Genomic DNA, 12,013 nt, shown 5'->3' with positions numbered 1-12,013 from the left:
GGTCCGCTCCGCTCCCCCGCCGCCACCGCTACGCGGCGGCTGGTTCCGGCAGAGCCGGAACGGCTGACTACAGGAAGGGAGGGGCGTCACTGCTGAGATCACGAACCCGTCACCACCCCCGAAGGAGTGACCATGCATCATCTGATGTGCTGTGTAGCATCCCGAGCTAGGCGGCTATGCCGGAAGCTCGGAATGCGACATGGATCCGAGGTCTAGCGGCAATCTCGTGTGTAGCCGTCCAGTGCGCTGTCTAAGCGCTCTTCGGCCATTTTGATATAGGCGGGATCTTTCATTTCTCGTGCTTCTTTCAGGTTTTCGACGCGCTTTGTTATCCACGCTTCCCAAGTTGCCTTGTCGTGGCGGAAGTCGTCGGCGGTGTTGAACTTCATTTCGTTCCCTTTCGTTGGCCGGGCTTCATGGTCTCGGGTTGGAGTGAGGCCGCACAAGCGATTCTCCGAGTTTCCCGTTTCCCCTTTTGGCCCGCCAGCGTGCGCTGTCGACCGCCTAGGTGCAGGTGCCGGCCCTGTGTGCTGCCGTCCGCGGTGAGTGCGGTGGCGGTAGGGGCGGCCGGAGGCCCTCGCGGAGGCGGCCTCGTGACCACGAAGGGGACCGGGCCGCTCTCTCGCGTGCACGGGCACGTGTGCACGCCTTTCGCGCGCGACCACCAGCTGCCCGCGAAACCGGCCTCTGAGCCGCGCCGGACCCCAGCGAACGAGCTCTAACCGCGGCCGGGCCGCCTCCGCCCGCAAAGTCGCAGGTCAACGCCCCTTGCGGAGCTAACTACTTGGTCCACGATCGTGATGCTCTGAACGAGGACGCCACACGACCGTGGTGCGCTGAGACGGGGCGCCAAGTACTACGCCCGAGAGAGGACTCCTGACACGACCATCCACCCGACCCCAAATCCGCAGACCGACCCGGCTCAACCACACCGCAAGGCAGCCCACCTGCGACGAAGGCGACGTCCACACGGCGAACTGCATGCGGGCTCAGGCCAACACACACGGCGCCGGCACCTAACTCGCTCGGTCTCTCGTCGGAGAGGGCCTGTGTCCCTTGCGGAGCTAACCCGCCGCTCCCCCATCGTGCTCATCACCACGAGGGAAGCCTGGCCCAACTACCACGAAGGAGCCGCCCATTCAACGTTTCGCGAATCCTCGTCCCGACCCGCCTCCGGGCCTCCTGACCAGGTGCTTTGCCGCTTCTCGCGAGTTCTTGAATGCCCGCCGTCCAGGCCCGAATCTGGCCCCCGTTCGCCCTACCAACCCGATCGAGAGGACTCCTGACATGACCACCCACCCGACCCCGCAGACCGACCCCACCCAGCCCCCGACTACCGCGCCGGCGATACCGCCCGCCGCCCCGGAGCCGACCCCGGAGGTGGCGTCCCTGCGCCGCCTGCTCCAGGGCGTGCTGATCGGACTCGTCGGCCTGGGCCTGCTGTTCGCCGGCTACGTCCTGCACGAGCACCCCGCAATGGGCCCCGTCATCGCGGGCGACGCCGGGCTGATCGCGATCGCGCTCGGCATCATCACCGTCGTCCAGCTCACCAACCGGCGGCGCCCATGACCCCAGCCCCAACCCGAGCCGCCGTGCGCCGATCTGACGACCCGGATAATCGCGCCCCGCCCGGGAAGGTCCGGGCGAGGCGGGAGGGCGGGAGACGAGCGCTCAGGGCCCGGGGATGGCTCGCTCTGCTCGGACGCCTCGGCACAGCAGGCCGTGGTCACCAGGACGCGCCGTACCTCGCTCCCGCCGAACCCCTCTCACCTGAAGAGGATGCCTGCATGACGCATTCGAGTGTTGAGCAACGGCCGGGCCGAACCCTTCAAACAGGCGCCGCGGGAGAGCCTGGGCTCGTACACGACCTGAAGCAGATTCCTAGGGTGCTGTACGGATTGCGCAATGGGCTCGCAGAGGCGGCGGTGTGGGAGTTCGGCGACATCGCCCTGCCCCAGGGCATCAGCACGGGCGACAAGCCGCCGTATCCGGCCGACCGAGTAGAGGCCCTGCTGTTCGACGACATGATGGGAGCCGACGCGCTGACCGGCAACCAGACCGTGTCCACAGCACTCCGCCATGCCATGCGGTTGCTCTCCGAGACGGCCGAGGCCGCGCGCTTGGCCCAGGTGCTGCTGGAGCGGGCAGACATCGCCCCACGCACCCGATCCGCCGGCCAATCGGCGGCGCTGTACGCCCGCCTGACGCCCTGACAGAGATCCCTTGGTCGGGAAGGGGCCGCACGGCACGAAAGCGCGGCAGACGGCCATACAGGCCCCTTCTGACTGGGCGTGGGAGTGTTGGTCAGTCGTCCGGTTCGGATTCGGTGGCCATGTCGCGCAGCCGGGCGTAGTGGAACTGGTGGGCGACGGTGACCGTGCAGGTCGGCCCGTTGCGGTTCTTGGCCAGGATCAGGTCACTCTCGCCCGCGCGGGAGCTCTCGGGGTCGTAGGCGTCCTCGCGGTGCAGCAGGATGATGCCGCTGGCGTCCTGCTCCAGCTGCCCGGAGTCCCGCAGGTCGGACACCTGCGGACGCTTCCCGTCGCGGTGCTCGGAGCCGCGGTTGAGCTGCGCGCAGCAGATGATGACCGCGCCCGTCTCCTCCGCGATGATCTTGAGTTCGCGGCTGACCTCGCTGACCCGCTCGTACGCGGACTGCCGGGAGTCGCGCTGGTCGGTGTACATGAGCTGGACGTAGTCGATCACGACCAGCGGCGCCCGGCCGGTCTCCCGCGTGAGGTGCTTGATCCGGGTACGAACCAGGCCGGGGGTGACGCGGGGGGTGTAGTCCATCCACAGCGGCAGCGCCTCGAGGTCGGGCAGGCGCCGGGCGATGCGTGTCCAGTCGTCGTCGGTGACCGCCTCCCCGCCCTCCATGAGGTGGTGCAGGCCGACCCGGGCCCGGCTGGACAGCACGCGGTTGGTGACCTCGCTGGCGCCCATCTCCAGGCTGTGCACCAGGGTTGGCCGGCCGCTGGCGGCGTTGGCCAGCGCGACGCCGAGCGTCATGGCCGACTTGCCCATGGCCGGGCGGCCGGCCACCACGATCACGTTGCCGGGGCGCAGCTTGAGCACGTGATCGAGGTCAGTGAGTCCCGTGATCGCGGCCGCCTCGATCGTGGTCTCCAGGCTGTCCAGGTGCGCCTGGAGGCCTGCGCCAAACCGTCCGAACAGACCGTCGTCGCCGCTCTGGTCGGCGGCCAGGTGCTCCAACTCGGCCTGGTGCGCGGCGATCGCATCGGTGACGCTCGTCGGGTCGGCCTGACGGGCCGTCTGCATGCCCCGCACCAGGGCCTGCTGATAGCGGCGCAGCCGGGCGTAGCCGTGGACGAGCAGGGCGTAGTGCTCGGCCTCGACGGAGGTGCAGGCCTGCGCGGCGATCGCCGACAGGCGCACCGTGCCGCCGACCCGTTCCAGGTCACCGCTGCGCCGCAGCTCCGCCTCGACCATCGGCACGCCCGTCGGTCGGCTCCGGCCGTGGAGCGCCAGGATCGCCCGCCAGATCGTCTCGTGGTGGGGGTCGGACCAGTCCCCGGAGTCGCTCAGGGCCTGCGCAGCGGCGGCGACCGGGTCGTAGGTCGCGGTCGCCATCAGGCAGGCGCCGAGCACGGCGGCCTCTGCCTCGGTGCTCGCCGCCCGCTCCTGGTCCTCGACGGATGCCTGCGCGGGAACGGCCAGGGCAGTCACTGGTGCTCCTTGAGGGACTCGGCCGTGATGCCCGGGTGGGTGCAGCGGCGCATCGGCCTGTCGTCGTCGGGATCTTCGACCCAGCCGTTCGCATCGCACGCCGGGCACGCGGCCCGCACCGCCGCGAGGTCTTCCTGCGCTTCCCGGCGAGCGGGAACAGGGGCGGCCACCGCGCGGTAGCGGCGCAAGTCCTCGACCCACCCGGGCAGGCACTTGGGCCAGGACGTCGCTCCGCCGGTGTTCTTGAAGATGTCGTCCTCCAGCGCCTGGCGCTGGACGTCGTCCAGGGATGCGATCAGTGGCCATCCCTGAGCCCGCATCGTCCGCACCAACCTCGGTGCGCACCGCCGCGCAGTCTTCAGCCCGGCCTGGAACCGGCGCATCTGCTGAAGGAACTCCGCGGCTGCCTCGATCTCCGGATCGGACGCGGGTAGCACTTCGTCCCGCTGTGACGGGAGCGCCCCCGTGGTGCCGGTGAGGGGGTAGGGGGAGGAGGAATCCTCCTCCTCCGGGGGGTGTGGGGGGGGAGCCGTTGCGCTTCGCCTGTCAGGAGAAGCGGTCTGACCTGCGGAAACTCCCCGGTTCGCGCTTTGCCTGTCAGCGCGTGCCTTGTCAGCGCGTGCCTTGTCAGGAGAAGCGGTCTGACCTGCGGAAACACTGTTACCGGCCGGTAGTTGTACAGCCGTTTCGCCTGACAGGGGAAACGGCTCATTCTCGGATGAAACGGGCACGCCCGGAGGGGTCCAGTACGGATTCAAGGTCGGGAACTCGTAGAACGTGTATTCGACAACGCCGAAGCTGCCACCGTTCTCCTGAGAGCGGTGCAGGAAGCCGGCGCGCCGGAGCCGGGCCACCGATTCGTAGACCGCCTTGCTGCCGACCAGGCCCTTGCCGTTCGCACTGCTCACGCCCTCGCGGCGCAGCGCCGCCACCAGCTCATCCACGCTGAACGACTGGCCGTCCTCGCACATGAAGTGGATGTGGCACAGCACGAGGAAGTCCAGAGGATTGCCGAGCCCCGACTTGTAGACCATGTGGCGATACAGCGGCACTGACGGCCGCAGCGCGGGCGCTCTCCCCGTAACCCGAGCCGCCCCCGGCTCCTGCGACATGTCCTCGCTCATCGGGCCACCTCCGACAGGTGGCCCAGCGCCAGCAGACGGCTGAACGATTCGTCCACCGCGTCCTTGCTGACGAGCTCGCTCTCGTCCTCACCCGACTGGATTCCGCGCGCTTGGAGCTGGCGCCACACGTCCGTCGGCGTGCAGCTCAGCCCTGCCGCGCGGTCGAACATCACCTGCAACAGCACCACGTAGTCCAGCGCGTGGACGAGGCTGGAGAGCACCTCTCGGGACACCGGCATCCCGGACATAGGTCCTTGTCCCCGAACAATGCGGGCGCGACCGTCGATTCCGCTGTACTTCCTCACAGGGCTACCTCCGCCCTGATCAGGGGGAACGTCGGGCGCTGTGGTGCTGTGCAGGCATTTCGTCGTACGCTCAAGGAGCGCACCTCCACTCATAGCTCAGGTGCTATGGCCGGGGCTCCGGGTTGCAGCCCGGTCCGGCCCTTCAGGCCCCGTCTTCTGGCGGGGCCTGTTGTGATGTACGGCCCCATGCTGGTACACGAGAGCCCCGCGACACGCATGGATGCTGCGATGGGCCAGCCCTGATTTGCTGGGCAAGCCGGACTACTTCGCGATGAGGCTTGCTGCTGCCGCACGTGCCGTGACGAACGGCCCGTGCTCACTTCCGGCGACGGGCAGCGCGTACCAGTCGTGCAGGAGGCCGGGCGACTTGGTGTACGTCTCGCCGACGATTTCACCGTTGTGCGCCACCATGTTCGGCCCGTGCCGTTCGGTGCCGAACGACGCGTAGCGGAGCCCCCGACGAGATAGCAGTTGCGCAGCAACTTCCTGCCGGTGGAGATCCGCAAGTGCGATTTCGTACGCGGCCTCCGCAGCGGTTAAGGCCGTCCTGGATCCGTCAGTTTGGTCAGCCACGGCTAAGCCTCCAGAGCAGGCGGTGACAGGGGCAGATCTTCGTAGGCGAACTGGAGCCGATCGGACGGCGCGACAGCACGCAACACCTCGAGGGGGCGGCCGTCGGCGGCCTTGGTGACTCGCTCGAGTGTGATCACAGAGATGCGTCCCCCGATGCGCAGCTGGGCGCTTTCTTCTGAGGTGGGCATCCGGACGGCCACCGTTTCGCTCGCGGTGGCCCGCTGATACCCCGCTGCGGCGAGCCGACGGTAGACGCCGCCTTCGAGCTTCTGCGTCGTATCGATCCCTGCCGCCTCGGCGATGTCCCTCGGATACCAGGCGTGCTGGATCTGGACCACGTCGTCTGGGCGAATGATCGCGTGGCGCAGCCGGTAGATCAGGCTGTCCCCCTGACGTAGTTCGAGGAGCGCTGCCAGATCATCCGGCGCCTCGACGGGCTCCACGAGGAGCAGCTGCATGTAGCCGTCCAGGCCTGCTTCAGCCGTGGCCGTTTCCCACGGGCCGCGGGTGCCTTCGGGGGTGAGTGCACGGCTGTAGCGGGTCAGAGGCAGAGTCACAGGCACCCGATGGCGTACTCGGGTGCCTCCCCTCTTGGCGGTGAACACCAGGCCCTCATCGACGAGTTCGCGGATGGCGCTTGTGACAGTCCCCTTCGACACGCTGTGCGTGGCCATCAGCTCGGCGTTTGTAGGCAGCGTGCTCCCTGGGGGGAGTTCGCCAGTGGTGATGCGATGGCGCAGGTCAGCGGCAATGCCCCCGGAGCTGGTCATGGTCCGACACCTCCCTCTCTGGCGTGGTGACACCCACCTTATCGCCTAGTCGTTATTGACAGTACGGCCTCGCCGCTGCATTCTCAATAACGCCTAGGCAATAACTGATCGAGAGGTCGGTAGGCCGCAGGCATCAACTCCGGCCTGCGAAAACGCAGGTGCCCGGCCTGGTGCTCCAACACCAGGCCGGGCGGGCGGCCGAGGTGCTCCAACACCCCGGCCGCTTGTCCGAACCCCTGGTCAGAGGGAGATCAGACGTGTTGATCGTGGCAGAACGACAGAGGAATGTGCAGGCCGGGGTCCGGCCAGTGCTTCCGACACGGCCGGTGCCGCATGAGCGGGACGGGCGTCAGCCGGTGCCGGCGCCGGGCCGTCCGCACCCGCAGCAGGACGCGGGGAGCGCGGGGCGGTTCAGCCGTCCGGAGGACGCGGCGCTGCGCCAGGTGTTGGCGGCGTGGGCGCGGGAGTGGCACGGCCTGGTGGTGACGGTCGCGGCGAACTCGCTGCGCTGGACGGACCAGGTGTGGGCGGACGACATCGCGCAGGACGTGTGGCTGGCGGTGTGGCAGCACCTGCTGTCCGGTCAGACGGTCCGTAACCCGCGGGCCTTCCTGGCGGCGAAGGCGCGTCGCCTGGTGGCCGCGCATTACGCCTCGGCGCGGGTGCGCCGTGAGCAGCTCGCGGACTTCCAGGCGGATGCGTCGGCCGTGGTGCGGCTGGCGGAGCGGATCGGGGCGGCGGCATGAGCGTCTCGGCGAGTCAGCAGGAGCAGGGCCTGGTCCCGGCCGTCATCAGCGGCGCGTCGTCCAGCGTGATCGCGGTCCGTGAGGTGACGGAGGGCGCGCTGGCCGAACAGCGGCACCAGCTCGAGTCCCCCGCACTGGAGGCGGCGTTCGCCCGCCTGGCGCCCCGCAGTGAGGGGCGGTGGACGGCATGAGCGAGCAGGACATCGCCCGCCGGGAGGCGGCCGCGCAGATGGAGGCGGCGCGGATCCAGGCGCACAACGACCTGGTGGCCGCGCAGGAGGCGGCGTCCCGTCTGGCCGAGGCGCTGGGGCAGCAGGCCGGGGCGGGGGTGGCCCGGTGACGGACACTCACGGGCGCATCGCCCTCGAGGAGTTCCCTGCCTCGCACCCGCGCGGGTCGTGGCCGGCGGAGGAGTTCGCCGCCGCGCGCCGCGCGGAGGGCATCCCGGTCCAGGTCGTGATGGACCTCGACACCGACGTGTTCCTCGTGGTCCGTACGGACTGGGCGGGGGTGGCCCGGTGAAGCGCAGGTCGCACAGCGCCCAGGCGGACGCGCTGGCTGCGGACGCGCTGGCGGCGCAGCGGATGGACGCGGCCCGCAAGGCGGCCGAGGCGGCCGAGGAGGCCCGCCGGGCTGCGCAGGCCGGCGCCGCGCAGGCGGCGCGTACGGCGGACGGGTTCCTCACGGACCAGCTGCTGCGCTGCCTCGAGTTCGTGGACGACAACCCGGCGAACTCGGACGACCCCTTCGTGAAGGTGCTGTTCGAGGGGCTGATGAGTGACACCTGCGGGTGCCACGCCTACCCGCCGCCCGGCCACGGCTACCCGGCCGAGACCGTGTCCGGCGAGGGGGAGCTGTGAGCGCCTGGAGCAGGCGGGCAGCCGGCCTGGTGGCCGCGGTGCTGCTCGGGGTGGAGATCGCCGCAGAGCTGCGCGGGGACCGGCAGCTGGTGGATCTGGCGCTCCTGGCGCTGGTCGCGCTGGCGGCCGTGGTGTGGGCGCTGCCGGACAAGGACGAACGGTGAGCCCCCGGCGGGTGCGTCCGCGCCCGGTGCCGGCATCGCCGACGGCGCCCGTGCTCGGCCAGCTCGGCCTCGGATCCGAGGATCCGTGGGCGCCCACCGGCTGCTCGTGCTGGCCGCTGGTGCTGCGGGCCTGCGAGCACTGCAAGGTCTGTGACTCCTGCCAGGACTGTCACCGGTGTGCCGGTGCGGGGTGCGCGTGCGCCTGTCAGGACTGACGGCCCCCCGGCGCCCCCGGCCCGCAGGCCGGGGACGTCGGAGGGCCGGACAGTCCGGCCCCGGAAAGGAGCAGCACATGTCCCGCCGTTTTGCGGCCCGTGGGCTGGCGACCGCGCATCACGTCGCCACCCACCCGTGCACGGTGATCACCGCCGCGTTGCTCATGGTGGTCACCCTGCTCGCCCACAGCTCCTGGTTCGTCGTCGCGCTGCCCGCGGCCGGACTCCTGCTCTGGGAGTTCTCGCGGACCGAGCGCATCGCCCCGCCGCCGCGCCATGACCGCGTTCCGGGCGTCCCGGACTGCCTGCTGTGCGCCCGCGCCGTCCGCCGTATCAACGCTCTGACCAACCGCCGCAAGGGGGCTGACCAGTGAGTTACGGACAACTGCGCATCACGCTGCTGGACCGGGCGCTGTCCGCGGCCGGGCACCTCGCCCGCGTCGGCCGGCTCGCCCTGCGCCTGGCGACCCGCCCCCGGCTGCGCCCCACCGACCTGTACGCCGCGCTGGCGACGGCGCGGTTCATGGCGGCCCACGAGCTGATCGAGCGGGCCGCCGACCAGGTCGCCGCGTCCGGCGACCCCGACACCGACCTGATCCAGATCAACCTTCCGCTCTGGTTCGGCGGCCTGACGATCCATGAGGAGACCGAGGCATGAGCACCGCACAGCAGCCCTACGACTGGGCGACCGACGGGGACAGTGGCATGGGCGGCCCGAAGGTTCCTCCGCAGCCCTCCCCCGCTGCGCAGGCCGGCGGCGCCCCGTCGGGCCCGGCCCCGGCGGCCGGCCCGACCCGGCACACGCACCGGGAGCGGACCTACAACGTCAACTTGGGCGTCAACGGGGGCAGCGGCAACGGCGGCGGCGGTGGCCCCGCCGGTACGGCGCCGTACAGCACGGGCGAGCGCGGCCCCGGGGACCGGCACCAGGGCGACCGCCTGATTTACGCGATCGAGCGGATCGAATTCCGCAACGACAAAGACATCCTCGCGCTGGCCAAGGCCATCAATCTCCTCGGCCGCGAGCTGCATCTGATTCTCGGAATGCGCGCCGAGGAACTCAACGGTGTGCTGTCCCAGTACAAGGGCCACTGGTACACGTTCGGCGCGTCCAGCCGCATCAAGGCGCGCCTTGTTTCCGCCCACTTGAAGATTTCGGCGGAGGCCGCGAAAGCGCTCGGTGTGGGGGCGCTGAAGATGGCGTACGCCTTCAACCGGCATTTCGTGAAACCGGAGCAGGAGGCGCGGCAGCGTCGCACCAGCAAGACGACGAAGCGCGAGTTCACGATCGGAGAGCAGTGATGGCGCCCCGCAAGAAGTCCACGACCGCGACCGCCACGGGTCCGGTGAACACGGCCTCCGGCACGGAGATCGTGCCGGTGGGCAAGGGCGGAACGCTCGGCCACCTGGTGGGGCATCTGCTGGGCAAGGCGCTGCCGTACGTCTCGCCGTGGGCCGGTGCGGCCGCGCTGCCCCCGGTCGCGGGGCTCGCCACCAACCACATGTGGGGCGCCGACCCGCTGTCGGCCGGTCTGGCGTCGGCCGCCCTCGCGGTCGGTGGCGCCGGGCTGTCGGCGGTGGCCTGGAAGGCGACCCCGGGCAGCAGCAAATTCGCCCGGTTCCGCCGGGTGCAGGCGACGGCGTCGGTCGCGGCCGGGATGGGCTGGCTGACCTGCGCCACGTCCGCGGGGCCGTTCGGGCATCCGATGGTCGATCTGTGGGCGCTGGGCGGCGCGCTGTTCGCGGCGTCCGTCAACGTGCGTCAGCTCATGCGCAACGGCGCTTCCGGTGAACTCGCGGAGGAGAACGGCGGCGGCCTGGGCGCCCTGGCCGAGGCGATCGGCTGGGAGAAGGCGCGAGTCAAAAACCCGAAGGGTAGCGGCAAGGGCACCGTGAAGGCCGATGTGGAGGTGACCGTACCCGGCGGGACGATCCCCGCGTTGCAGTCCACCACGGGCCAGGTCGCGGCCGCGCTGCACGTCCCCCCGTCCGGGGTCATCGTCACCCCGAACGCGGAGGACGGCTCGAGGGGCGTCCTTTCGGTGCGGGTCGCCGACCTGCTCAAGGACGGCGTCGAGTTCGCGGCGCCGGCCGCGCTGGGCATGCTGCCCACCCACCCCATCCCGGTCGGCCTGTACGCCGACGGCGAGGTCTGGCTGCTCGACCCGTTCAGCGCGCCGATCCTCCAGCACGTCCTGGTGATGGGCGTCACCGGCGCAGGCAAGAGCGAGTTCCTGCGGGCGCTGGTCGCCCACCTGGCCACCCGCCGCAAGATGAGCATCTTCCTGGTGGACCTGGCCAAGGGACGGCAGACGGTCGGGCACATCGCGGACGGCATCGACTGGCTGATCCAGGACGCCAAAGAGGCCAAGCGCATGCTGCGGGCGCTCCCGGCCGCCATCAAGGCCCGGGGTGACATCCTCGCTGAGGAGGGCCTGGACCAGTGGACCCCCGCCTCCCGCCTCAACGCCATGCTCGTGTGGATCGAGGAGGCCGCCGACGTCGCGGACTTCTCCGAGTTGGAGGAGATCGCCCGCAAGGCCCGCTCGGTGGGCATCTGGCTGGGCATCAGCCTCCAGCGCGCCACCTGGACGAACCTCAGCACCGACATCCGCGCCAACTTGCAGGGCGCGGTCTGCTTCGGCGTCGACAAGCCGGAAGATGCCAGTTTCGCGCTGCCGGACTCGGTCACCGACGCGGGCGCCATCCCGGCCTGGGGATCCACCCGGCCCGGCTACGCCATCGCGACCGGCATGGGCATCCCCGAGGCGCAGTGGACCACTGAGGTGCGCTCCGGCCTGACCGACCGCCAGGAGCTGGCCGACCTGGTGGCGGCGGGCGCCCCGTACCGGGACCCGCTGGACGACGTGACCGCGGCCGCGCTCGGCCAGGCGTATGCGCAGCGCACCCACCGCGGCACCAACCGCACCACGCCCGGCGTCCCGTCCGCCCTCCAGACAGCCCTGGCGGTCGCGGACGGCCTGGAGGACGCCGGGATCGACCCGGAGACGATCGCCCTGGGAGGGGATGACGTGAGCGACATCGAGGAGGCAGCCGCCCTGGAGCTCCAGGAGGCGTACGACGAGGTGATGGCCGGGATCCCGGCCGATCCGGAGCCGGACGCCGACTATGCCGGGCTGCGCCTGGAGGACGACGTGCCCGACGCTGACCCCGACAGCGGGATCGCGTTCGAGGTGCAGGCTCCGGTTCCCACGGAGGAGGCGCTGCACATCCTCTACAGCGAGCTGGACGGCTGGATGGCGCTGGGCAGGCTCGAGTTTGCGCCGGCCGACCTGATCCCGGCGACCGCGGCGGCCCGGCGGCAGCGTCCGTGGCTCCAGGGCGAGCTCAAGAAGCTCGTCGAGATGGGCGTCATCCGCCGGGACGGGCACGGCGAGTACACGATCCTCGCGTCCCCCCTCCAGCCCGTATAGGCACTACGGAATGTGACGACCTGACAGTCACGGCCGGGCCTGACATCTGACAGTCAGGCCGCCGGGGGCCTATAGAGAAGTCACGTAAAACCGCCCCTGACATGCCCTGACAGGCGCTCTGACTGTCAGGAACTC

General features: G+C 70.3%; 18 protein-coding genes. 12 read left to right on the top strand and 6 right to left on the bottom strand.

The features are described 5' to 3' along the window. Positions 1-212 precede the first annotated feature (212 nt). Complete coding sequence (locus AC07F3_RS41100) at positions 213-389, bottom strand: hypothetical protein (RefSeq protein ID WP_479120148.1); 177 nt, start codon at positions 387-389, stop codon at positions 213-215. An 898-nt stretch (positions 390-1,287) separates the two neighbouring features. Between AC07F3_RS41100 and AC07F3_RS41095 the strand changes: the two genes are divergently transcribed. Continuing rightward, positions 1,288-1,569, top strand: coding sequence for a hypothetical protein (locus AC07F3_RS41095; protein WP_479120146.1), 282 nt, complete (start codon positions 1,288-1,290; stop codon positions 1,567-1,569). Between the two features lie 218 nt (positions 1,570-1,787). After that, positions 1,788-2,213, top strand: a complete 426-nt coding sequence (locus tag AC07F3_RS41090) for a hypothetical protein (protein WP_479120144.1) — start codon at positions 1,788-1,790, stop codon at positions 2,211-2,213. Positions 2,214-2,304: 91 nt separating this feature from the next. On the opposite strand, the gene AC07F3_RS41085 is transcribed toward AC07F3_RS41090, so the two are convergent. The 5 genes from AC07F3_RS41085 to AC07F3_RS41065 form a co-directional block, all read right to left on the bottom strand. Next, the gene (locus AC07F3_RS41085) at positions 2,305-3,687 is read right to left on the bottom strand and encodes a replicative DNA helicase (RefSeq protein ID WP_479120143.1); all 1,383 of its coding nucleotides are present in this window, start codon (positions 3,685-3,687) and stop codon (positions 2,305-2,307) included. Further along, a complete protein-coding gene (locus AC07F3_RS41080) occupies positions 3,684-4,811 on the bottom strand; it encodes a hypothetical protein (RefSeq protein WP_479120142.1) in 1,128 nt (375 codons plus the stop codon). Before AC07F3_RS41080 ends, AC07F3_RS41085 begins: the two co-directional genes overlap by 4 nt. Beyond that, positions 4,808-5,050, bottom strand: coding sequence for a hypothetical protein (locus AC07F3_RS41075; RefSeq protein WP_479120141.1), 243 nt, complete (start codon positions 5,048-5,050; stop codon positions 4,808-4,810). The genes AC07F3_RS41080 and AC07F3_RS41075 overlap by 4 nt, the downstream gene beginning before the upstream one ends. Before the next feature lie 327 nt (positions 5,051-5,377). Next, positions 5,378-5,527, bottom strand: a complete 150-nt coding sequence (locus AC07F3_RS41070) for a hypothetical protein (RefSeq protein ID WP_479120140.1) — start codon at positions 5,525-5,527, stop codon at positions 5,378-5,380. A gap of 164 nt (positions 5,528-5,691) precedes the next feature. Beyond that, positions 5,692-6,459 carry a GntR family transcriptional regulator gene (locus AC07F3_RS41065; RefSeq protein ID WP_479120139.1) on the bottom strand — a complete coding sequence of 256 codons (768 nt, stop codon included), beginning with the start codon at positions 6,457-6,459 and terminating at the stop codon, positions 5,692-5,694. Positions 6,460-6,785: 326 nt separating this feature from the next. Between AC07F3_RS41065 and AC07F3_RS41060 the strand changes: the two genes are divergently transcribed. The 10 genes from AC07F3_RS41060 (at position 6,786) to AC07F3_RS41015 (ending at position 11,878) form a co-directional block, all read left to right on the top strand. After that, positions 6,786-7,205: an RNA polymerase sigma factor gene (locus AC07F3_RS41060; protein WP_479120138.1), complete on the top strand. Its 420-nt coding sequence runs from the start codon at positions 6,786-6,788 to the stop codon at positions 7,203-7,205. After that, the gene (locus AC07F3_RS41055; protein WP_479120137.1) at positions 7,202-7,396 is read left to right on the top strand and encodes a hypothetical protein; all 195 of its coding nucleotides are present in this window, start codon (positions 7,202-7,204) and stop codon (positions 7,394-7,396) included. Before AC07F3_RS41060 ends, AC07F3_RS41055 begins: the two co-directional genes overlap by 4 nt. Continuing rightward, the gene (locus AC07F3_RS41050; RefSeq protein WP_479120136.1) at positions 7,393-7,545 is read left to right on the top strand and encodes a hypothetical protein; all 153 of its coding nucleotides are present in this window, start codon (positions 7,393-7,395) and stop codon (positions 7,543-7,545) included. Before AC07F3_RS41055 ends, AC07F3_RS41050 begins: the two co-directional genes overlap by 4 nt. Next, positions 7,542-7,727, top strand: coding sequence for a hypothetical protein (locus AC07F3_RS41045; protein WP_479120135.1), 186 nt, complete (start codon positions 7,542-7,544; stop codon positions 7,725-7,727). Before AC07F3_RS41050 ends, AC07F3_RS41045 begins: the two co-directional genes overlap by 4 nt. Further along, positions 7,724-8,065, top strand: a complete 342-nt coding sequence (locus tag AC07F3_RS41040; protein ID WP_479120134.1) for a hypothetical protein — start codon at positions 7,724-7,726, stop codon at positions 8,063-8,065. The genes AC07F3_RS41045 and AC07F3_RS41040 overlap by 4 nt, the downstream gene beginning before the upstream one ends. Next, complete coding sequence (locus tag AC07F3_RS41035; protein ID WP_479120133.1) at positions 8,062-8,229, top strand: hypothetical protein; 168 nt, start codon at positions 8,062-8,064, stop codon at positions 8,227-8,229. Before AC07F3_RS41040 ends, AC07F3_RS41035 begins: the two co-directional genes overlap by 4 nt. A 292-nt stretch (positions 8,230-8,521) precedes the next feature. Continuing rightward, positions 8,522-8,818, top strand: a complete 297-nt coding sequence (locus AC07F3_RS41030; protein WP_479120132.1) for a hypothetical protein — start codon at positions 8,522-8,524, stop codon at positions 8,816-8,818. Further along, complete coding sequence (locus AC07F3_RS41025) at positions 8,815-9,102, top strand: hypothetical protein (RefSeq protein WP_479120130.1); 288 nt, start codon at positions 8,815-8,817, stop codon at positions 9,100-9,102. Before AC07F3_RS41030 ends, AC07F3_RS41025 begins: the two co-directional genes overlap by 4 nt. Continuing rightward, positions 9,099-9,746 carry a hypothetical protein gene (locus tag AC07F3_RS41020; RefSeq protein ID WP_479120129.1) on the top strand — a complete coding sequence of 216 codons (648 nt, stop codon included), beginning with the start codon at positions 9,099-9,101 and terminating at the stop codon, positions 9,744-9,746. Before AC07F3_RS41025 ends, AC07F3_RS41020 begins: the two co-directional genes overlap by 4 nt. After that, on the top strand, positions 9,746-11,878 hold the full coding sequence (locus tag AC07F3_RS41015; RefSeq protein ID WP_479120127.1) for an FtsK/SpoIIIE domain-containing protein: 2,133 nt from the start codon (positions 9,746-9,748) through the stop codon (positions 11,876-11,878). The genes AC07F3_RS41020 and AC07F3_RS41015 overlap by 1 nt, the downstream gene beginning before the upstream one ends. Positions 11,879-12,013: the final 135 nt, after the last annotated feature.

This window comes from Streptomyces sp. NPDC045846 (assembly GCF_056431605.1).
The sequence above is the reverse complement of the archived record's forward strand: the minus strand, read 5'-3'. Positions and strand labels throughout refer to the sequence as shown.

Excerpts from the sequence above, each read along its gene's own strand:
- AC07F3_RS41070 (WP_479120140.1), bottom strand. The coding sequence starts at position 5,527 with ATGGTGGCGCACAACGGTGAAATCGTCGGCGAGACGTACACCAAGTCG.
- AC07F3_RS41080 (WP_479120142.1), bottom strand. The coding sequence starts at position 4,811 with ATGAGCGAGGACATGTCGCAGGAGCCGGGGGCGGCTCGGGTTACGGGG.
- AC07F3_RS41095 (WP_479120146.1), top strand. The coding sequence starts at position 1,288 with ATGACCACCCACCCGACCCCGCAGACCGACCCCACCCAGCCCCCGACT.
- AC07F3_RS41020 (WP_479120129.1), top strand. The coding sequence starts at position 9,099 with ATGAGCACCGCACAGCAGCCCTACGACTGGGCGACCGACGGGGACAGT.
- AC07F3_RS41100 (WP_479120148.1), bottom strand. The coding sequence starts at position 389 with ATGAAGTTCAACACCGCCGACGACTTCCGCCACGACAAGGCAACTTGG.
- AC07F3_RS41030 (WP_479120132.1), top strand. The coding sequence starts at position 8,522 with ATGTCCCGCCGTTTTGCGGCCCGTGGGCTGGCGACCGCGCATCACGTC.
- AC07F3_RS41065 (WP_479120139.1), bottom strand. The coding sequence starts at position 6,459 with ATGACCAGCTCCGGGGGCATTGCCGCTGACCTGCGCCATCGCATCACC.
- AC07F3_RS41075 (WP_479120141.1), bottom strand. The coding sequence starts at position 5,050 with ATGCCGGTGTCCCGAGAGGTGCTCTCCAGCCTCGTCCACGCGCTGGAC.
- AC07F3_RS41015 (WP_479120127.1), top strand. The coding sequence starts at position 9,746 with ATGGCGCCCCGCAAGAAGTCCACGACCGCGACCGCCACGGGTCCGGTG.
- AC07F3_RS41090 (WP_479120144.1), top strand. The coding sequence starts at position 1,788 with ATGACGCATTCGAGTGTTGAGCAACGGCCGGGCCGAACCCTTCAAACA.
- AC07F3_RS41055 (WP_479120137.1), top strand. The coding sequence starts at position 7,202 with ATGAGCGTCTCGGCGAGTCAGCAGGAGCAGGGCCTGGTCCCGGCCGTC.
- AC07F3_RS41050 (WP_479120136.1), top strand. The coding sequence starts at position 7,393 with ATGAGCGAGCAGGACATCGCCCGCCGGGAGGCGGCCGCGCAGATGGAG.